The following is a 19593-nucleotide window of genomic DNA, read 5'->3' on the forward strand; positions in this document are numbered from 1 at the left end:
TTTCCCATAAGGCCCAGGCTGGGGAAGTATTAGGTCTATGACGCCAGCCGAGGACGCCACTCCAACCAGCACGTCCGCCGTCGCTCCGCAGGGCAGGAGTGCGCTCAGGACAGAACAGGCCCCGCCAGTGCGGGTCCTGGCAGACCGGGAACTTGACCGGGACATCCCCTACGGGGTCCGTATTGCGGCAGCCTGGGCGTGGAGGCTTGGACTGATTCTTTTGGTGGGCGGAGCCCTGATCTGGCTGCTCAGCCGGATCAGTTTCCTGATCATCCCGGTCATGGTGGCTGCGCTGCTGGCGGGGCTGCTGAGCCCGGTGGTGGGGTGGCTGCGGAGGCGCCAACTGCCCAACGGCGCTGCCGTGGCAGTCACGGTCCTGGCGTTCCTTGGCCTTATCGTTGGATCCCTTGGCCTGGTGGGCAGGCAGCTCATCTCGGGATTCGGCGAGCTCTGGTCCGAAGCGCTGGCGGGCGTCAGGCAAATACAGGACTGGCTGGCCGAGGGCCCGCTGCACCTGACGGCGGACCAGATCGACCAATACCTCAGGGAAGCCACTGACGCACTCCAGGACAACAGCAGGAGCATCATCAGCGGCGCGTTGTCCTTTGGAAGCACCGCCGGGCATTTCGCCGCGGGCCTTGTTCTGGCGCTTTTCATCCTGATCTTCTTCCTGCTCGAAGGTGACAGGATCTGGGCCTTCCTGGTCCGGCTGCTCCCGAAGAAAGCGCGAGCCGCGACGTTCGGTGCCGGGCGCCGCGGATGGACTTCCATGGTCAACTACGCGCGGATCCAGATGTTCGTTGCCTTCGTGGACGCTGTGGGCATCGGCGTGGGCGCTGCCATCATCGGGGTGCCCCTTGCGCTGCCCCTGAGTGTGCTGGTGTTTATCGGATCATTCATCCCCGTAGTGGGTGCCCTGGTAACGGGTGCCATCGCCGTGCTGCTGGCCTTGGTGGCCAACGGGCCGGTCAACGCCCTCATCATGCTTGCGATCGTCCTGCTGGTACAGCAACTGGAGAGCCACATCCTTCAGCCCCTGGTGATGGGGAAGGCCGTGGCCCTGCATCCGGTGGCTGTCATCCTGTCCGTGGCAGCAGGGTCCTACCTGGCCGGAATCCCTGGTGCCCTTTTCTCGGTGCCCATTCTTGCTGTCGCAAACTCGGCGATTCGCTACATAGCCGGCAGAACGTGGGAACATGAACAAGTGCTGGCAACACCCGGAGGGGTGATGACAGTTGGCGCGGGGCATGACGACACCTTCAAGGACATCACCCTGCCACGCGTCAGGTCCAGGCGCGGCAAGGACGCCGCTGCCAGCACAGAAACACCCAATCCGCCTGCCCCGGCCGTACCAACAGGCCCTGGCACCGGAGCCGAAGCAGCCAAAGGAGAATAGTCCGTGAACATCCTTGATACCCTTCCCGTCACGCTGGACGATGTCCTGGAGGCGCAGAAGCTGCTCGAGGGGATTATTACGCGGACACCGGTGGAATCGTCCCGGGCCCTGGGCGGCATGGTGGGCGGAGACGTCTATTTCAAATGCGAAAACCTGCAACGGGCGGGCTCGTTCAAGGTCCGTGGAGCCTACGTGCGCATGGCCCGGCTCTCAGCGGAGGAAAAGAAGCGCGGAGTGGTTGCTGCGTCCGCAGGAAACCATGCCCAGGGCGTGGCCGTTGCTGCCAAAAGCCTTGGCATCAAGGCGCGTATCTACATGCCGATGGGTGTGGCGCTCCCCAAGCTGGCGGCCACCCGCAGCCATGGCGCCGAGGTGATCCTGCACGGGCACAACGTTGATGAGGCGCTCGCCGAGGCACAGCGCTACGCCAACGAGTCCGGAACAGTCTTTGTCCACCCCTTCGACAACGTGGACGTGGTATCAGGCCAAGGCACAGTCGGACTGGAGATCCTGGAACAGATCCCGGACGTGGACACCATTCTGATGGGCGTCGGCGGCGGCGGGCTCCTCGCCGGAGTCGCTGTCGCCGTCAAGGCGCGGGCCAAAGAACTGGGCCGGGAAATCCGTATCATCGGTGTCCAGGCAGAGAATGCCGCCGCGTATCCGCCGTCTCTTGCTGCAGATGCCCTGGTTCCGCTGAAGCGGGTGTCAACCATGGCGGACGGTATCGCCGTCGGACGTCCCGGGCAGTTGCCATTCAGCATCATCCGGGAACTGGTGGACGATGTGGTGACAGTCAGCGAGGATTCCCTCGCGCGGGCGCTGATTTTCCTGCTGGAACGGGCCAAACTGGTGGTTGAACCGGCTGGTGCCGTGGGAGTTGCTGCCCTGTTGGACGGCAAAATCGAAAATCCCGGCACAACGGCTGTCATTCTTTCCGGCGGGAACATTGATCCCATGCTGATGCTCAAAGTCATCCAGCGGGGCCTCTCAGCTGCGGGACGTTACATGACAGTGCGGATGATGCTCGATGACCGGCCGGGCTCGCTGGCCACGATCGCACGCATCATCGCGGAGAACGATGCCAACGTTACTGGCCTGGACCACACCCGGGTGGGGGGCTCCATCAGCATGGGAGACGTTTCCATCACCGTGAACCTCGAAACCAAGGGCCACGAGCACTGCGAACAGGTGCTCAGTGCCCTCCGCGCAGAGGGCTTTCAGCCCATAGTGGTGCACTAGGAGGGGCAATGTTCGGCGCTGCTGGAGACGGAGTTCCCAGGAACCGTGAGACCACTGCCTCCCGGGCCAAAGGCGGTCTGCTGGTGGTGGGCAGCTTCGCCCTGATCCTGATGGTGATTGAAGTGATCAACATGCTCACTTTACATGCGCTGAACAGGACCTTCGGGCTTCGGCCGCGGAGCCTGGACGGCCTGCTGGATATTTTCACTTTTCCATTGCTCCATGCCAGCTTGAACCACCTGCTTTCCAATACGCTGCCGCTGATCATTTTCGGCTTCCTGGTGTTCCTGTCCGGACTGCGTGTGTTCCTGACAGCGCTGGCATTCAGCTGGCTGGGGTCCGGCATAACGGTGTGGCTGATCGGTGACGGTGGCATTACGGTGGGATCCTCCGGCCTTGTGTTCGGGCTGTTCGCCTTTCTTCTGGTGCGCGGTTTCTTCAACCGCAGCTGGGGGCAGATCCTGCTTTCGATCGTGCTGTTTATGGCCTACGGCAGCATCCTGCTGGGCGCGCTTCCCATCGTGGCCGGGTACATTTCCTGGCAGGCACACCTGGGTGGCGCGGCCGGCGGCGTTATCGCCGCCATGCTGCTGCGTCCCCGCGGTTCCGGGACGCTTCAGCGATAGCCGCACCTCGGTGCTGCAGGACTTCGGTAGGCGCGCGGCAACGAAAACACCGGCCACCCTTGAGGGTGGCCGGTGTTTTCGTTGCGGCGGAAGAGCTAGGCGGCGTAGGGCTTGGCAGAGAGGATCTCCACCGTGATGTCCTTACCGTTCGGTGCCGTGTAGCTCAGTTTCTCGCCCTCTTTGTGGCCCACAATGGCGGCACCGAGTGGCGATTTTTCGCTGAACACGTCGAGGTCTGAATCACCGGCGATTTCACGGGATCCGAGCAGGAACGTCTCTTCGTCCCCGGCGATTTTTGCCACAACAATCATTCCCGGTTCCACGATCCCGTCGTCGGCGGGGGCTGCCCCCACATGGGCATCGCGCAGGAGTGCTGTCAGCTGGCGGATACGGGCTTCAATCTTGCCCTGCTCCTCCTTGGCAGCGTGGTATCCGCCGTTTTCCTTGAGGTCGCCCTCTTGGCGGGCTGCTTCAATCTTCTGGACAATCTCCGCCCGGCCTGCGCCGGAAAGGTGGTCCAGCTCTGCCTTCAGGCGGTCAAAAGCTTCCTGGGTAAGCCAGGCTGCAGGCGCGCTGTTGGTGGTAGACACGGACTTCTCCTCTTGGGTCATACAGCAAAAGACCCCGCCACGGTGGCCACTTGTGGAACTCAGTAACCAGCTCAGCGGGGTAAAGGTATTGCTCCATTGTAATCAATCCTGTGGAATAAACCCAACACCGAAGCGGCGCAGATCACATTTCCGGACTGCCGGACTCCGGAACCCAGCAGCTGTCCACCACGCCGGAGACAGAAAGGGATTCCGTTTTCAGGACCACCCGCTGGGAAATAGTCCGCCCGTTGTCCGCTGTCCCGTCCGGCTGGCCAGGCGGGATGTCAACCACTTTCCAGCCGACCACCGCGAACTTGGAGTCCAGGGCCTTGACCGCACATTTGACGGCTGTGCCAGGTTCCCGGGTCACCTGGAAATCCACTTCTGCCTGGGTGGCATCGGCAACGCTGAAGCCAATGTCCTTGAAGGTCACTCCCGACGTGGCGGAGGACGTCGAAACCCACGCCATAAAACCTATTCCCGCGGCCAGTGCTGTGATTCCGATGGCACGCTTGGCCCCGGTGGACAGAGGCGGCTTTTGGCTGCCATAACGATTGGTTAGGCTAGTGTCTGCCGGCGGGGGGAGGGCTGGCTGATCCTGGGAAGTCACCAGTTCAGTTTAGTGCGGATCCGGGTGTTGGTTCTCCGGCCGTGGTTTCCCGCCGCCTCTTACACACCCAGTCCACATATCTCCGGCCCGAGCGGCCGGAGCAGCAGCTTTAGAAGGAAAAGGAGCCGTCCCCGATGACAGCGTCCAGCACCACCTCGGCCCCGCTCCGGCTGCTCGCAGTCCATGCCCACCCCGACGACGAGTCAAGCAAGGGCGCGGCCACCATGGCCATGTACGCCGCCGCCGGCGTGGAAGTCATGGTGGCAACCTGTACCGACGGCTCGAGGGGGGATATCCAAAACCCGGCAGTGGACGGGGAGCCGCATCCCAAGCGGGACATGGCAGGCGCCAGGCGGCTTGAGATGGACAAAGCCGCCAAGGTCCTGGGTATTCGGCAGCAATGGCTTGGTTTTGTGGACTCCGGACTTCCCGAGGGCGATCCCCTCCCGCCCCTGCCGGCGGGATCTTTCGCCACCCAGCCCCTTCAACGCGCCGCCGCACCCCTGATACGGCTTGTCAGGCGGTTCAGGCCGCACGTCATGATCAGCTATGACGAAAATGGCGGCTATCCCCACCCTGACCACATCATGGCGCACAAGGTGGCTGTGGAAGCGTTCGAAGCGGCCGGCGACCCCAACCGCTACCAGGGAATCGGCGAGCCGTGGGAACCCAGCAAGCTTTACTACGACCGCGCCTTCAGCCCTGAGCGGTTCCGGGCCCTGCATTTTGCCCTGGAAGAGGCAGGGCTGCAGTCTCCGTATGCGGAGCGGCTGGCGGCCTGGCTGGAAACTGATGCGGAAGGCCACACGCCGCCGCCCGCCCCGCACCCCACCACAACCCAGATTGACTGCGGTGGCTACTTCGAAGCCCGCGACGACGCCCTCCGCGCACACCGCACGCAGGTGGATCCGCTGGGCTTCTTCTTCGCTGTCTCGGCTGAGATGCAGCGCCGCGCCTGGCCATGGGAGGACTACTCCCTGATCCAGTCACGGGTTCCGGCCCATTTGCCGGAAAAGGACCTCTTTGCGGGGCTAAGATAGAGACAGCAGGCAATTTCTATGCAATGTAGAAAATACTTAAGGGTAGAAAATACGCAAGAGTAGAAAACACGTGGAAGATTGGACCGGTGCCGCCAACGAACCCGGAATCCACGCCCCTGCTGCCATCGTTTCCACAGAAGGTTTGAACCGTGCAACACTTGCTCGTCGCCCTGGCCACCACTCCGACGCCCCTGCCCACGCCCACACTGCGTGAGGGCATCTCCGAGGACCAGATCACTCCGGGGCTGTGGGGCTTCATCATGACCGCCTTTTTTGTGCTGGCTACGACGTTGCTGATCGTTGATATGGTGCGGCGTATCCGCCGTGTCCGGTACCGGGCACAGGTGGAGGAGGAGCGCCTGGCGGCGGCTGCCGCGGCCGACGTCGAGGCAGAGGACACCGGCTCCTACGGCCGCACGCCTGACACCTACATTCCTGACACTTCCGAACCTGACACTTCCGAACCTGCCCACTCGGAGACAGTCCTTCCGGAGCCGAACGGCGATGCGGGACGCTCACAACGCTGACGCCGGACGCGGGTCCGGCGAATCCCCAGGCGGTCGCGTCAGGCTGAACCTGCTGGAGCGGGAGCCGTCCGCCTATCTGCGCCAGCATGCTGGGAACCCCGTGCACTGGCGTCCGTTTGGCGATGAGGCCTTCGCCGAGGCTGCTGCCCGTGATGTCCCCGTCTTCCTTTCGATTGGCTACGCAGCGTGCCACTGGTGCCACGTTATGGCCCACGAATCCTTCGAGGACCCGGAGACTGCTGACTACCTGAATGAGCACTTCGTGGCGGTCAAGGTGGACCGGGAAGAGCGTCCGGACGTGGACTCGGTCTACATGGCCGCCACCCAGGCCATCAGTGGGCAAGGCGGCTGGCCCATGTCCGTCTTCCTCACCCCGGATGGCCGGGCCTTCCACGCAGGTACATACTTCCCGCCCCGTCCCATGCCTGGCCACCCCTCCTTCCGCCAGGTCCTGGAAGCTGTTTGGGAGGCATGGCAGGAACGGCGCGACGCCGTCGAGCAGAACGCGCAAATACTGGCTCAAAGCATGGGTGAGGCGCAGCTGACTGCAGCGGTGAGATTGGAAGGCTCCCCGCCGCTTCTTGATTCCCTGCTCCTGCCAGGCGCCGTGGAGTCGCTGGCACGGACTGAAGACCCGCAAGACGGCGGATTCGGCGCAGCGCCCAAATTCCCGCCGTCGGCCGTGCTGGAGTTCCTCATCCGGCATGCGGCCGTCCCACTTGATCCGGCCCCATCCGATACCGCCCACTCCGATCCCGCCCCATCCGATACCGCTGACACCGCCCGGAGCATGGCCGGCAGGACACTGGCCGCCATGGCGCGTTCGGCGCTGTTCGATCAGCTGGACGGAGGGTTTGCCAGGTACTCGGTGACCAGGGACTGGTCCGTCCCGCACTTTGAGAAGATGCTTTACGACAATGCCCAGCTGCTGCGCGTCTACGTGCACTGGATCCGGCTCGGCGGAAACGAGGATTTTCCTGCCGGCGAGGCAGCAGAAGTGGCCGCCCGCACCGCAGAGTGGATGCTGGACTCCCTGGGCCTGCCGGACGCCGGCTCGGCGGAAGGAGCAGGAGCGCCGGAAACGCGTGTCGCGGCGCTGGCGTCTTCGCTTGACGCCGATTCAGTGGTGGACGGCGAACACCATGAGGGGGCAACCTATCTCTGGACCATCACAGCGCTCCAGGACGTGCTCGGACAGGATGCGGGGGCGGCTGTGGCGCGGCTGATGAACGTGGGACCGGAAGGAACTGTCTCGGAGTTCGGCTCGCCCCTCCACCCTGCCCGGGCGTTGCACGCGGATGAGGCGAAGCTGTGGGACCAGGCCCGGCCTGCGCTGCTGGCCGCCCGCCGGCTCCGCCCCCAGCCGGCGCGCGATGAAAAAGTTGTGGCCGGCTGGAACGGGTTGGCTGTTGCCGCCTTGGCGGAAGCAGGAGCGGTGCTTGACCGAACGGACTTTGTGGCCGCGGCCGAATCCATTGCCGCGTACCTGGAGCGTGTCCACTGGCAGCCCAGCCCGCCCGCACCAACAAGCGGCCAGCAAGATCCTGCGCACGTTCCACCGCTGCTGATGCGGGTTTCGCATGCCGGGACAGCCCGCGGGATCGGCGGACTCCTTGAGGACTATGCCTTCTGTGCCGAGGGTATGTTCGCGCTGTACGCCGTCAGCGGCCAGCCCCACTGGTACCGGTTCGCCGAACAATTGGTTCAGGCTGCCTGCAGCCGTTTTGTGGTCTCCGGCCGGCTGGTGGATACCTCCGAGGGGGCGGCGCAAGTCCATTCGGCACAGGGAGGCCAGTCGGGTCTCGAGCCCTATGACGGGGCTACCCCGAGCGGCGCATCAGCCTTCGCCGGAGTCCTGCTCAGCTACGCTGCCCTCTCGGGATCTGCCGAACACCGGGCCATGGCCGGTCACATTCTGTCCCTTCTGCCGCCCCTTGCGGTCCGGGCGCCGGCCGCCGTCGGCTGGCTGCTGGCCACCGCCCAGGCGGCGCTGGCGGGACCGGTGGAGGCCGCCGTCGTCGGGCCTGACAGTCCCGAAAGGACTGCCCTGCACCGGGAACTGCTGAACTCTCCAAGTCCCGGGCTGGTGATCGCGGTGGGGGACGACGGCGGTGGGCCTGCGATGCCGTCCGGTACGCCTTCAGGTGACGTGCCAGTGCCCCTGCTCAGTGGCAGGGCCGGTGGGCCAGATGGCACACCTCTGGTCTACCTGTGCCGGAACATGGTGTGTGAGCTGCCTGTTCGCAGTGTGGCAGAGCTTCGGCGACGCCTGGCGGTGATGACGGTTCCAGGCCCGGGCGGGGCGCTGTAACACCGGGGCGCTGTAAAAGCCAGCGAGTCAGCTAAGCACCGCGATGGCGATAGCGGTGAAGTGCGCTCCGAAGGCAAGGACCGTGAGGGCGTGGAAGAGTTCGTGGAAACCGAAGTGCCGGTAGCTGAAGTTGGGCTTCTTGAGGGCGTAGAAGATGGCGCCGGCGATGTAAAGGACCCCGCCCGCGCAGATCAGGACGGCAGCCGGGACACTGGCAGCAAAGAACTCCGGAAGGTAGAAGAGGGACCCGCAGCCCAGGGCGATGTAGATCGGTACGTACAGCCACCGGGGCGCGTTCGTCCACAGGAGCCGGAACAGGACTCCCAGGATGGCTCCTGACCAAATGACCCAGAGCAACAGGATGGCTTTGGGCCGTTCCAGCAAGGACCAGGCCAGTGGTGTGTAGCTTCCGGCGATGACCAGCATGATGTTGGTGTGGTCCAGCCGCTTCAGCACCATCTTCACACCGGGAGTCCAGTTGCCCCGGTGATACACCGCGCTGATCCCGAAGAGCAGGACGCCCGTGGCAGCGTAGATCGCTGACGTGATTTTCCGGTCTGCTGTAGGGGCCAGCGCCACCAGGACAACTCCTGCGATTAACGCCAGCGGCGCGGTAACAGTGTGGATCCAGCCGCGCCATCTGGGCTTGATCATCAGGAGTTCGGCAAGGTGGACCGCGGCATCATCCACAGCGCTCTGTCCTGGCTCCAGTTCCGGGTTGCGGGGGCCTGGTGGAGTCTCGCTGGTCATGCTTCCAGAATAACCTACGCGCCAGTAAGTTACCGGTCGGTAACAAACTGGCGATCCCGGTCGGTGTTCACGGAGGCGGTCCGGCCTGCTGTGGACGGTAGCCTAGGATGTGCAATGCCGTCGTACAGCAAGGAAGTCAGGTGAGTCTCCGGGTGGAATTGCCAGGGTTCCTTTACGGCGTCTACGAGCGCAGGCTGCTCCGGGACCTCTCCGGAGGCCGCATCCCTGAACACATCGGCGTGATGGTGGACGGGAACAGGCGCTGGGCCAGGCAGTTCAATGCACCCACCAGCCAGGGCCACCAGGCGGGAGCGGACAAGATCCATGAGTTCCTGGGCTGGTGCCAGGAGCTGGGCGTCAAGGTGGTGACGCTTTACATGCTGTCCACGGACAACATGAACAGGTCCAGCGAAGAACTTGACCTCCTGATGGGGATCATCGCCAACACCCTGGACCGGCTCGACGAGGACGTGAACATCTCCGTCCATGCCATGGGCGCCCCCGAGTTGCTCCCCGACTACCTGGCCGAGCGGCTCAACAAACTCACAGCCCGCACGCCGGTGCGGGAAAAAATCCACGTCAACGTGGCAGTGGGGTACGGCGGCCGCCGCGAAATCGTCGATGCGGTCCGGGAACTGCTGCATGACGCCGTGGCCAAAGGGACCGACATCACCACCCTGGCGGACAATCTGTGCGTCGATGACATCTCCCGCTTTCTCTACACCAGGGGCCAGCCGGATCCGGACCTCGTCATCAGGACCTCGGGGGAGCAGCGGCTCTCCGGCTTCCTGATGTGGCAAAGCGCGTACAGCGAGTTCTATTTCTGCGAGGCCCTCTGGCCCGCGTTCCGCAAGGTGGATTTCCTTCGCGCGCTCCGCGACTATGCAGGCAGGCAGCGCCGCTTCGGAGCCTGAGGCTTTCGCATTACGCAGTCCTGGCGAATCTGGCCGCTGGAGATCTGGAGCCTCCCATATGAGGCGACTGCCGCCGTCGTTCATCCGCAATTCACATGCCGGCAACAGGAATCGCCGACGGATGAATTCGGAAATTCCTCGAGCTGGTCTTACGTTGTAACCATCAGCAGGCAAAACCGCCGGCTGATCGGGGAGGCCAATACATGGAGCGACTTTTCGCACCGGTTGTATGGGAGGCCGAGCCCGGCCTTCAGGCCGAGCCGCCTCACCAATAACAAAGCCGGGTGCGCCCGGGGCTGGAGTCGATGTGGCTACTTCTGAGCAACTTCCCGAGGTCGTATCCGACCAGGGAGAGAAAGCTACCTCTCGCGCCATGCGAGCTACCTCAAAGACCGGTGCGGCAACTGCTGCGGCCGGTTTTGCTGTCTCCGGAAGGGAAGCCACCATAAACAGCTTCGTCATTGACACCTCTGTCCTGCTCTCGGACCCCCGGGCCCTGCTGCGTTTCGCCGAGCATGACGTTATTGTTCCGATCGTGGTGATCAGCGAGTTGGAGGCGAAACGGCATGATCCCGAGCTCGGGTACTTTGCCCGCAAGGCGCTCCGGCTGCTAGATGACCTCAGGGTCAAACACGGCGGCCTGAACCAGCCCATTCCCATTGGCGACGACGGCGGCACGCTGGTGGTGGAGATGAACCACATTTCCGCCGAGGTGCTTCCGCTGGGCTTCCGCAGCGGGGACAACGACAGCAGGATTCTCGCCGTGGCCAAGAACATGGCCAACGAAGGACGCAACGTCACCGTGGTCTCCAAGGACCTGCCGATGCGGGTCAAGGCTTCCGCCATGGGGCTCACGGCTGACGAGTACCGCAACGAACTGGTGAAGGACTCCGGCTGGACGGGGGTGGCGGAGGTGGAAGCCAGCGAGGAAGAGGTTTCCACCCTGTACGGACACGAGCCCGTGTTCATTCCCGCGGCAGCCGAGCTGCCGGTAAACACGGGCCTGGTACTGCTCTCCAACCGGGGATCGGCTTTGGGCCGCGTTGGTGCTGACAAGCAGGTCCGGTTGGTCAAGGGCGACCGGGACGTCTTCGGGCTCCATGGCCGGTCCGCCGAGCAGCGGCTTGCGATCGACATGCTGATGGACCCCGCGGTGGGCATCGTCTCCGTGGGCGGCCGCGCCGGAACAGGCAAATCAGCCCTGGCCCTCTGTGCCGGTCTTGAAGCCGTACTGGAACGCCGGGAACACCGGAAGGTAATTGTCTTCCGTCCCCTCTACGCCGTAGGCGGCCAGGAGCTTGGCTACCTGCCGGGCTCCGAATCGGAAAAAATGAACCCCTGGGCGCAGGCCGTCTTTGACACGCTGGGCGCGCTGGTCAGCCAGGAAGTCGTGGAGGAGGTCATGGACCGCGGCATGCTGGAAGTCATGCCGCTGACCCACATCCGCGGACGTTCCCTGCACGACGCCTTTGTGATCGTGGACGAGGCCCAGTCACTGGAGAAGAACGTCCTCCTCACCGTGATGAGCCGCATCGGCCAGAACTCAAAGATCGTCCTCACCCACGACGTCGCCCAGCGTGACAACCTGCGGGTCGGACGGCACGACGGCATCGCCGCCGTCGTCGAAACCCTCAAAGGCCACCCGCTCTTTGGCCACATCACCCTGACCCGCTCCGAACGCTCACCCATCGCCGCCCTGGTGACGGAACTCCTCGAAGGCGCCGAAGTCTAGGCCTACGCTCCGGTTCGCGAAGGGCCGTGGTTCCGTTCCGGCGGGCCACGGCCCTTCTCCGTCGCTTAGCGCGGAGGTCCCCTTCCCAAGGCTCAAGCTCGCCTGGGGTCCCTCTGGACGTCGCTTCCTCCCGCCGCCTTAGTACGGTCGCAGGCGACCTTCGCTCCGTTTTGGTCGGCGATGCGCACGTATGGGCCGGTATCGACGCCGGCAAAGCCCATCATCACTGCGTAGTGATCGACACCGCGGGAAACCGTCTGCTCTCGCAGAAAATACCCAACCACGAACCAGCCCTGCTGGACCTCATCGCCAACGTTCTCAAACTCGGCGGGAGACGAAATTGCCTGGGCGACAGCCTCAGTGAACGCTGCGCGGCGCAGTCAGTCGGCCCATGCCCCAGCACTCAGATACTTGGTCAAAGGCACCCTGAAGGATCTGCGGGTGAGGCTTGTAGTCGCCACCGAGCTTATATGTCCTACTGTAGAACACTTTCATTGACTTTCTAGCGACAGAAGAAGTATCGTCGAGTATCGCCAGCCGCTTCGTCGACAATCGACGAGTCTGAGTACAGGAGGATGATCATGGCTTTCGAATTCGAAACCAAGCCGAAGTTCGCTACATTCGACATGAACGGAACGCTGATTAAGTTCGCTATCAACGATGCGATCCGTGAGGTACTGGGCGACCGGCTGCCGGCCGAGATCGCCGATGATTATCTGCGGGCCTGCAAGGCGTACCGCATCGACGAGTGCACGGGCGAGTACAAGCCGTTCCACCAGATTGTCGCCGACTCCATGGGACGCGCCTCGCGTCGGCTCGGTCTGGAGTTCCGTGCTGACGACGCACGGGCGGTTTACGAGATTGTCCCCTCTTTTGGCCCGTACCCGGGTGTCACCGAGGCGCTGAACCGCCTGGCTGAGGAAGTCCCGCTGGTCATCATCACGAACAGCGACACCGCCCATGCTGTGCGCCTCGCAGCGAACCTCCAGGCCCCATTCGAGGTCATCATCAGCGCCGAGCAGATGGGCATGTACAAGCCGCGGCTCGGTGCATTTGAGTACATGTTCGACAAGCTTGGCGTGACACCGGATGAGATCGTGCACGTTTCCGCGAGCCCGATGTACGACCACCGACCCGCGGCCATCATGGACATCAAGAACAAGGTGTATGTCGACCGCGGCTTCGAGCACGACGAGCACTGGCTCGGCTATGAGCGGATCACCGATATCGCCGACCTCCCCGTCCTCTTCGGCCTGCCACGTCCCGCTGCCTCTTAAGGACGACCTGGGTACCGATGAGTCTGCCACTACCTCAAACCGTAAGGGGCGCCTCGGCTTCAGACCGCCGAGGCCCTCGGCCTGGAGCTACCCGCCCTCGCGGATAACCCGTACTACGGTGGAGCACCGGGCAGTGGATTCCAGCATCCATATCTCGGGCCAGCTCCCGTTCAAGGACGGTGAGCTGCTGGGCCAGGGCGTTGTTGGCCGGGACCTGGCCTGGAGACGGCCCGGGAACTCGCTCGCCCTTGCGTGCTGAACTGCCTGGCTGCCGCTGTGCAGGCGGTGGGCGATCTGGACCGGGTCCGGATTGTGCAGCTGCTGGTCTTCGTGGCCAGCGCGCCGGACTTCGGTCTGCAGTCACGGGTGGCCAACGCGGCCAGTGAGTTGCTGATCGAGGTGTTGGGTGAGAACGGACGGCACGCCCGTACCGCTACATCGATGTTGTTCGGGACCCGCTTACGCGGGTCCCGAACATTCAATTCGAGGAAGTGCATCCCATCCTTGATCATTCATATACAGAATCATGAGGAGTACAGCGTGAACCGCATCCAACCGAGCACTCGAGGCTCTCCTCGAGCGCATCGATACCCCCTCACCGATCGTGCTGGCCAACGTGATGCAGGAGAACATCGACCGCATGCAAGGCTTCGCTATCGATAACCTCGCGGCGATCAATGCCCTCGCCGGCGCGATGGTGGCGAACCTGGGCTGCCGCAGGTCGTGATCTCGGTCAACTTCGGAGCCCGTCGTTCCGGAGCCCCTGCCGAGGCCGCAGGCGATGTCGCCCTCGCCGCCCGCAACCGCGGCCTGGTGCCGGCTGGCGTCTTCACCTACCCGGGTCATGGCAGCGCGGGTCCGGACGCCCGCAAGCTAGGGCCCATGCGCTGTGTCTAAGCGACGGCGAAGGGCCGCTGCCTGACGAACCAAGCCACCGCTTACTGAACCCCGAGAAATTTTGCGACGGGATCGTGGCCTTCTACTTTGAGGGTCCAGTCGGGGCGGTTGAAGGTTTCAGGGGTAACGCGGATCTTTTGGACGTCCTCCACCCTCTCACCCCAGGCGGTCCTGGTAACGCCATTGAGCTCATAGCCCAGCGAGCGGGAAACACCGAGTGAGGCCGCGTTCCAAACCGCAGCTTCTGATTCGGCGACCTCCGCCTTCAGCCAGTCAAAGGCATAAAGAACGACGGCGGCGCGCATCTCTTTGCCGAGCCCCCGGCCCTGGACGGACCTTTTGAGCCAGGAGCCCGTCGAGACGGTTTTCAAGGTGCCGAAATCCTTGGCGCCGACGTCCTGACAGCCGACCAGACCGCCGTCGTGCCAGATGCCCAGGATCAGGCTCCAGGATTCCGGCGTTGCCTCGGCGCGGCTGCGCCAGTGCCACCTGGCCAAGTTGGGTCCCAGCTCCTCGGCAGGGGCCTCCGCCCATGGTGTGCTGAACGGGCTTTTCCCTGGCTCGTGGATTCCACTCTTTGCCGCCGCCACCGCCGCGGGAAAGTCCTGATCCGCCAAGGGCCTGAGGACCAGCCGGGGCGTCGTCAGGGTGAGGTTGAAAAGGGGCCAGATGGAAGTCAACTCGGTCATCAGGGAAGCCTAGCCCACTGTCTGGGCTTGGGCCTGTCACGTCTCCCGTCAGGCCGGAACGTCCCAGCTGATGTGCCGGCGGACGTCGGTGAGGTTCATCGACTCAGCCAGGAACAGATCATCCAGCATGTACTCGTCCACGGCGATGATCCGCAGCCAGTGGCCGTAGCCCTGCGTGGCCGGTTCAAGGGACCGGCTGGACACACAGACACCTGTCCCAAGATCTACCCGCACGGTGTTGGTTCCCGGCATGCACAGCGGAGCGGCAGGATCTGCAGGGTGGTAGGCCGCGGTCGGTGTGACAATTGCTTCAAGGGCGGGCCTGCCGTCCTGCTCAATCCGGCGGACATCCACAACGTCCACGGCGTTGTTGCCGGGGAACTCCAGGGGGACCGGAGCGTTACCGGCCAGCTCCACAGGATCGAGGGCAGCCGAAAAGCGGCCATTGCCAAAGCCAGGTTCGCCGTAGGCGGCCTCGGGCCGCCGCCTGACCAAACCTGCGTCGTCGTAAACGGGCGCCACCAGATGGGGAGGCAGAAGCCAAGACTTCCGCGTGGCACTGACATAGAAGTCATCCTTGGAATCATTGATTCCGGTGGTGCTGTGAAGGACACGTCCGTCCACCGTTTCGAGGCGGAGCGCGCCCGGCCGGCGCAGCCACGCCCTGACGAGCGGTGCCGAGGCTTCAGGGGCGTCAGTGAACGGTTCGTCCCAATACTCAAAACGCAGGGACTGCCACTTCCAGGGGGATGACCGGCAAAGGTTACGGAACGTCGTTATCAGGTCTGCGCTCGCTGCGCTGTTGTCCGGATCGGGCCGATGCCTCGTGTCCCACGTCGCCATATCCACAGTTTACGCGTGGGCCCTGCGGCCCGGAGCCGAAATCCAGTAGCATCCGAGGAGTGATCCGACGACTGGACGAACTGTGGGCTGTGACTCCGCTGGCCTTTTGGCTGGTGCTGGCTGCCTGCGCCTACTTCGCCGTGATGGCAGCCCGGCTCACTGTTATCGATGTGAGGCACCATCTGCTTCCCAATAGGATAGTTTTCCCGTCCTATGCAGTTGCCGGTGTCCTCCTGCTGGCTGCCGCCATAGTGCATGTTGCAGGGGGCCCTGCCGCGTTCCAAGCCATCCCGGAAGGTGCAGCAGGCTTCTTGGGCGTTCCTGCCCTTCGTGTACTGGCCGGCGGAGCGGTCCTCTGGGTTTTCTACTTTCTCCTGCGCCTGGCCTATCCTCCGGGGATGGGCTTCGGCGATGTCAAACTCGCCGGGGTCCTGGGCATGTACCTGGGCTATCTGGGCTGGGCGCACGTCTTTGCCGGAACCTTCGCGGCTTTCCTCCTGGGCGGACTCTGGAGCCTCGCCCTCCTCGTCGCCCGCCGCGGCACGCTGAAGTCTTCCATTCCCTTCGGCCCGTTTATGCTCGCCGGAACCGCGGCTGCCATGCTGTTGCCGGGGTAAATGTCGCGCCCTTAAGCCCCATCGCGAAATTTGAGGCCGTACAGCAACACGCCTTGCCTTCCGTAGGTGCAGTCCCCGGAGGAGACTGATCGGGACAGCCTGTTTGGACGATCAAGAGCCTGGACGGGCAGTTTTTGGGGGAAACCATGAGGCTGACGAGACTATTGCCTGGCGTCACAGGGGCCACCCTGATGACCATGGCGTTAGGAAGCTGCGCCGGAGTGTCGGGCGCAGAACAGGGCTCTCCCCTCCCAGCAGCACCGGATTCCAGTTTCGGGAGGGAAACTGCAGGCCCGGATACGCATGCCCCCATTCCCGGTCCAAGCTGCGAAGGCGGTCCCTTCGGATGCCGCACGTTCACGTCCACGGAAGGCAGCGACGCCTCTGGAGAGCTGGAATGGCTCCAGTCCCAACCCCTCGTCGTCTCGTCCGCCTTTGTTAATGAAACCTGGACGGTGCGAGTGAAAACTCCCTGCAATCACATGAGCGTTGAAGTCTTTGTGGAAGGAAACCAACTGATCCCCGGCCAGACGATTTCCACCGCCATGGCTTGCGCGGAACCGGCGAGTGGCTTTGAGTCCTGGACGCGTGAACTTTTCGAACAGACAGTGACATGGGAACTGACGGGAGAATCATTGCTGCTGGAGAACGGGCACGGCACCGTGGTCCTGAAAGACTCCGGGTCAAGTACCAAGCTTTAGGGTGTACGGCCCAGCGGAGTATCCCTCCGGCGCGGGGCGCTTCCGCTAGGCTGGCAGGATGCCAGCTCCTGACTACATCCTCAGACTTCGCGAGAAAATCGGCAATGACCCTTTGTGGGTTCCCGGCGTCCGGGGAGTGGTGGTGGATGGCCAAGGTCGCATCCTGCTGGCCCAGCGGGTTGATAACGGCCAGTGGGCCCTCATCTCCGGAATGCTGGAACCCGGCGAGCACCCGGCCCGGGGACTGGTGCGGGAGATCTTCGAAGAAACGGCTGTGGTGGTGGAGCCCGAGCGGGTAGTTTCCGTAGGCGCCGTGGGACCCTTCACCTACCCAAACGGGGATGTCTGTGAATTCCTGGACGTGGTGTTCCGCTGCCGCTATGTGTCCGGGACTGCCCGGATCAATGACGACGAGTCTCTGGCCGTGGGGTGGTTCGGAATCGATGAGCTGCCGGAATTGATGCCAGGCCACCTGACCAGCACCACCGCGCCATCGCTCCGGTTGAAGCCGCGCACTTCGAACCCTGATGTAACGCTGAAGGGCTCGGCCCTCAGCGTCCCTTCCGCACTTCGAATTTTTGTCCAGATACGGCGACTTCGAGTGCTCCGAAGTCGCCGTATCTGGACAAAAACTCTCAAGGGTGGGAACGACGACGGCCGCCCGCCTTCACAGGGAAGGTGGGCGGCCGCCGTCGTACGCTGTGTTGTTAGGCCTTGTGCGGCGGGCGTGTCATGGACATAACGTCCAGCGCGGTGTCCAGCTGCTCCTCGGTGACCTCGCCGCGCTCCAAAAAGCCCATTGCGACGACGGTCTCACGGATGGTGAGGCCCTCGGCCACAGCCTTCTTGGCGATCTTCGCCGCGTTCTCGTAGCCGATGTACTTGTTCAGCGGGGTGACGATGGACGGCGACGCTTCGGCCAGGAAGCGGGCGCGCTCAACGTTGGCGGTGATGCCGTCGATCATCTTGTCGGCCATCACACGGCTGGTATTGGCCAGCAGGCGCACGGACTCAAGCAGGTTGGCGGCCATGACGGGGATGCCGACGTTCAGTTCGAAGGCGCCGTTGGTGCCGGACCAGGCGATGGCGGTGTCGTTGCCGATCACCTGTGCGGCCACCATGATGGAGGCCTCGCAAATGACCGGGTTGACCTTGCCCGGCATGATGGACGAGCCCGGCTGGAGGTCCGGGATGGCGATCTCGCCGAGGCCCGTGTTGGGGCCCGAGCCCATCCAGCGCAGGTCGTTGTTGATCTTCATAAAGGAGATCGCGATGTTGCGCAGCTGGCTGGATGCCTCGATCAGGCCATCGCGGTTGGCCTGGGCCTCGAAGTGGTCGCGGGCCTCGGTCAGCGGCAGGCCGGTGTCCGTGGCGAGGAGTTCGATGACCCGCTCGGGGAAGCCGGCGGGGGTGTTGATGCCGGTGCCTACGGCGGTGCCGCCGAGGGGAACTTCAGCGACGCGGGGGAGGGAGGCGTTGATCCGCTCGATGCCGTAGCGGACCTGGGCTGCGTAGCCACCGAACTCCTGGCCCAGGGTCACCGGGGTGGCGTCCATGAGGTGCGTACGGCCGGACTTGACGACGTCCTTGAACTCAACGGCCTTGCGTTCCAGCGACTCGGCCAGGTAGCCAAGGGCGGGGATGAGGTCGTTGATCAGGGCCGAGGTTGCTGCCACGTGGACGGACGTCGGGAAGACGTCGTTGGAGGACTGCGAAGCGTTGACGTGATCGTTCGGGTGGACAACTTTGTCACTGCCGGCGGCCTTGAGCGCGCGGGTGGCCAGTTCGGCGATGACCTCGTTGGTGTTCATGTTCGAGGAGGTGCCTGAGCCGGTCTGGAAAACGTCGATGGGGAAGTCGCCGTCGTATTTGCCGGTGGCTACCTCATCGGCGGCCTCCGCAATCGCCTTGGCCAGCTCGCCGTCGAGCACTCCAAGTTCTGCGTTCGCCTGGGCGGCTGCCTTCTTGACCCGGGCAAGGGCTTCGATGTGGGCGCGTTCCAGGGTTTTGCCGGAGATGGGGAAGTTTTCAACTGCACGCTGCGTCTGTGCACGGTACAGGGCGTTCACGGGGACGCGGACTTCGCCCATCGTGTCGTGTTCAATGCGGAATTCTTCAGTGGAAGTCATGGGGCTAGCTTAGGACGGCCGGGCACCCCACTGAAAACCGTGAACGGCATGCTACGGGTTCAGTTCCGGGGCGGCCGGCAGAGACCTTAGAGCTCGCCGATCCCGGAAACAACGTTGGCGCGGCCCTCGGCAAGACTGTAGGAGAGGCCAATGACGGCGGTACGCCCGCTGTCGATTGCGGCGGAAATCACACGTGAGCTGTCCGCCAGCCGCTGCGAAGTCTGTTTGACGTGCTCAACCACCATGTCGTTGACCTCGTGCTTGTCATCGCGCATCGACGTCAGAACCGAGGGTGTGATGCGCTCCACCAGGTCACGGATGAAGCCCGCCGGCATTTGGCCGGTGTCCACGGCGGTTTTCGTTGCGCTGACGGCGCCGCAGCTGTCATGCCCAAGAATGGCGATCAGCGGCACTCCCAGCACGCTGACGCTGTATTCGAGGGAGCCAAGTACCGCGTCATCGATCACCTGGCCCGCGGTGCGGACCACAAAGGCGTCTCCGAGACCAAGATCGAAGATGATTTCAGCCGCAAGCCGGGAATCAGAGCAGCCAAAAATCACCGCAAACGGGTGCTGGTTTTCCACCAGCGAGGACCGGCGCGAGGCGTCCTGGTTGGGGTGGGAGGATTCGCCGTTGACGAAGCGTTCGTTGCCTTCGCGGAGTCGCCGCCAGGCCAGGGCTGGAGTCAGGTAGGTTGCCACG

22 protein-coding genes and 1 pseudogene are annotated in these 19593 nt (G+C 63.6%); 16 read left to right on the forward strand and 7 right to left on the reverse strand.

The features are described from left to right. Positions 1–37 precede the first annotated feature (37 nt). Genes M1E17_RS06660 through M1E17_RS06670 form a run of 3 tightly spaced genes read left to right on the forward strand, consistent with a single transcriptional unit; the run spans position 38 to position 3264 of the window. Positions 38–1396 (forward strand): AI-2E family transporter, encoded by a 1359-nt coding sequence (locus M1E17_RS06660; protein ID WP_457966301.1) that lies wholly within the window; start codon positions 38–40, stop codon positions 1394–1396. Positions 1397–1399: 3 nt separating this feature from the next. Then, on the forward strand, positions 1400–2638 hold the full coding sequence (gene ilvA / locus M1E17_RS06665; protein ID WP_457966302.1) for a threonine ammonia-lyase: 1239 nt from the start codon (positions 1400–1402) through the stop codon (positions 2636–2638). Between the two features lie 8 nt (positions 2639–2646). After that, positions 2647–3264, forward strand: coding sequence for a rhomboid family intramembrane serine protease (locus M1E17_RS06670; protein WP_457966303.1), 618 nt, complete (start codon positions 2647–2649; stop codon positions 3262–3264). A 95-nt stretch (positions 3265–3359) separates the two neighbouring features. On the opposite strand, the gene greA is transcribed toward M1E17_RS06670, so the two are convergent. Both greA and M1E17_RS06680 read right to left on the reverse strand, forming a co-directional pair. After that, the gene (gene greA / locus M1E17_RS06675; protein ID WP_267278241.1) at positions 3360–3854 is read right to left on the reverse strand and encodes a transcription elongation factor GreA; all 495 of its coding nucleotides are present in this window, start codon (positions 3852–3854) and stop codon (positions 3360–3362) included. A 142-nt stretch (positions 3855–3996) separates the two neighbouring features. Next, positions 3997–4464, reverse strand: coding sequence for a DUF4307 domain-containing protein (locus M1E17_RS06680; protein ID WP_457966305.1), 468 nt, complete (start codon positions 4462–4464; stop codon positions 3997–3999). Between the two features lie 134 nt (positions 4465–4598). Between M1E17_RS06680 and mca the strand changes: the two genes are divergently transcribed. From mca to M1E17_RS06695, 3 genes are all read left to right on the forward strand, one after another. Next, the gene (gene mca / locus M1E17_RS06685) at positions 4599–5504 is read left to right on the forward strand and encodes a mycothiol conjugate amidase Mca (RefSeq protein ID WP_457966306.1); all 906 of its coding nucleotides are present in this window, start codon (positions 4599–4601) and stop codon (positions 5502–5504) included. A gap of 149 nt (positions 5505–5653) precedes the next feature. Beyond that, positions 5654–6031: a hypothetical protein gene (locus tag M1E17_RS06690; protein WP_457966307.1), complete on the forward strand. Its 378-nt coding sequence runs from the start codon at positions 5654–5656 to the stop codon at positions 6029–6031. After that, complete coding sequence (locus M1E17_RS06695) at positions 6009–8342, forward strand: thioredoxin domain-containing protein (protein WP_457966309.1); 2334 nt, start codon at positions 6009–6011, stop codon at positions 8340–8342. Before M1E17_RS06690 ends, M1E17_RS06695 begins: the two co-directional genes overlap by 23 nt. 27 nt (positions 8343–8369) lie before the next feature. Here the strand turns inward: M1E17_RS06695 and trhA are convergent, their stop codons facing one another. Beyond that, on the reverse strand, positions 8370–9092 hold the full coding sequence (trhA, locus tag M1E17_RS06700; protein WP_457966311.1) for a PAQR family membrane homeostasis protein TrhA: 723 nt from the start codon (positions 9090–9092) through the stop codon (positions 8370–8372). Positions 9093–9244: 152 nt separating this feature from the next. On the opposite strand from trhA, the gene M1E17_RS06705 reads away from it, so the two are divergent. The 7 genes from M1E17_RS06705 to M1E17_RS06735 all read left to right on the forward strand — a co-directional run bounded on the left by M1E17_RS06705 (position 9245) and on the right by M1E17_RS06735 (position 13912). Then, positions 9245–10006, forward strand: coding sequence for an isoprenyl transferase (locus tag M1E17_RS06705; protein WP_267279142.1), 762 nt, complete (start codon positions 9245–9247; stop codon positions 10004–10006). 307 nt (positions 10007–10313) lie between these two features. After that, positions 10314–11738, forward strand: coding sequence for a PhoH family protein (locus M1E17_RS06710; protein WP_457966313.1), 1425 nt, complete (start codon positions 10314–10316; stop codon positions 11736–11738). A gap of 233 nt (positions 11739–11971) precedes the next feature. Next, positions 11972–12244, forward strand: coding sequence for a hypothetical protein (locus tag M1E17_RS06715; protein ID WP_457967609.1), 273 nt, complete (start codon positions 11972–11974; stop codon positions 12242–12244). Positions 12245–12319: 75 nt separating this feature from the next. Continuing rightward, a complete protein-coding gene (locus M1E17_RS06720) occupies positions 12320–13015 on the forward strand; it encodes an HAD-IA family hydrolase (protein ID WP_457966315.1) in 696 nt (231 codons plus the stop codon). Positions 13016–13148: 133 nt separating this feature from the next. Continuing rightward, complete coding sequence (locus M1E17_RS06725; protein ID WP_457966316.1) at positions 13149–13274, forward strand: hypothetical protein; 126 nt, start codon at positions 13149–13151, stop codon at positions 13272–13274. A 345-nt stretch (positions 13275–13619) separates the two neighbouring features. Next, positions 13620–13742 carry a hypothetical protein gene (locus M1E17_RS06730; protein WP_457966318.1) on the forward strand — a complete coding sequence of 41 codons (123 nt, stop codon included), beginning with the start codon at positions 13620–13622 and terminating at the stop codon, positions 13740–13742. Beyond that, positions 13739–13912 carry a hypothetical protein gene (locus tag M1E17_RS06735; protein WP_457966320.1) on the forward strand — a complete coding sequence of 58 codons (174 nt, stop codon included), beginning with the start codon at positions 13739–13741 and terminating at the stop codon, positions 13910–13912. Before M1E17_RS06730 ends, M1E17_RS06735 begins: the two co-directional genes overlap by 4 nt. A gap of 41 nt (positions 13913–13953) precedes the next feature. Here the strand turns inward: M1E17_RS06735 and M1E17_RS06740 are convergent, their stop codons facing one another. Together M1E17_RS06740 and M1E17_RS06745 are read right to left on the reverse strand one after the other, a co-directional pair. Further along, positions 13954–14601, reverse strand: coding sequence for a GNAT family N-acetyltransferase (locus M1E17_RS06740; RefSeq protein WP_457966322.1), 648 nt, complete (start codon positions 14599–14601; stop codon positions 13954–13956). A gap of 48 nt (positions 14602–14649) precedes the next feature. Further along, on the reverse strand, positions 14650–15444 hold the full coding sequence (locus tag M1E17_RS06745; protein ID WP_457966324.1) for a hypothetical protein: 795 nt from the start codon (positions 15442–15444) through the stop codon (positions 14650–14652). 59 nt (positions 15445–15503) lie between these two features. On the opposite strand from M1E17_RS06745, the gene M1E17_RS06750 reads away from it, so the two are divergent. The 3 genes and pseudogenes from M1E17_RS06750 (at position 15504) to M1E17_RS06760 (ending at position 17290) form a co-directional block, all read left to right on the forward strand. Next, positions 15504–16061 carry a prepilin peptidase gene (locus M1E17_RS06750; protein WP_457966326.1) on the forward strand — a complete coding sequence of 186 codons (558 nt, stop codon included), beginning with the start codon at positions 15504–15506 and terminating at the stop codon, positions 16059–16061. Between the two features lie 197 nt (positions 16062–16258). Further along, on the forward strand, positions 16259–16762 hold the full coding sequence (locus tag M1E17_RS06755; RefSeq protein WP_457966328.1) for an META domain-containing protein: 504 nt from the start codon (positions 16259–16261) through the stop codon (positions 16760–16762). A 58-nt stretch (positions 16763–16820) separates the two neighbouring features. Then, positions 16821–17290 (forward strand): annotated as a pseudogene (locus tag M1E17_RS06760) (NUDIX hydrolase). Between the two features lie 179 nt (positions 17291–17469). Here M1E17_RS06760 and M1E17_RS06765 read toward each other — a convergent pair. Together M1E17_RS06765 and M1E17_RS06770 are read right to left on the reverse strand one after the other, a co-directional pair. Continuing rightward, entirely contained in the window at positions 17470–18891 is a 1422-nt protein-coding gene (locus tag M1E17_RS06765; RefSeq protein WP_267278252.1) for a class II fumarate hydratase, read from the reverse strand. Positions 18892–18977: 86 nt separating this feature from the next. Beyond that, positions 18978–19592 carry a carbonic anhydrase gene (locus M1E17_RS06770; protein WP_267278253.1) on the reverse strand — a complete coding sequence of 205 codons (615 nt, stop codon included), beginning with the start codon at positions 19590–19592 and terminating at the stop codon, positions 18978–18980. Position 19593 lies beyond the last annotated feature (1 nt).

This window comes from Arthrobacter sp. D1-29 (assembly GCF_054130585.1).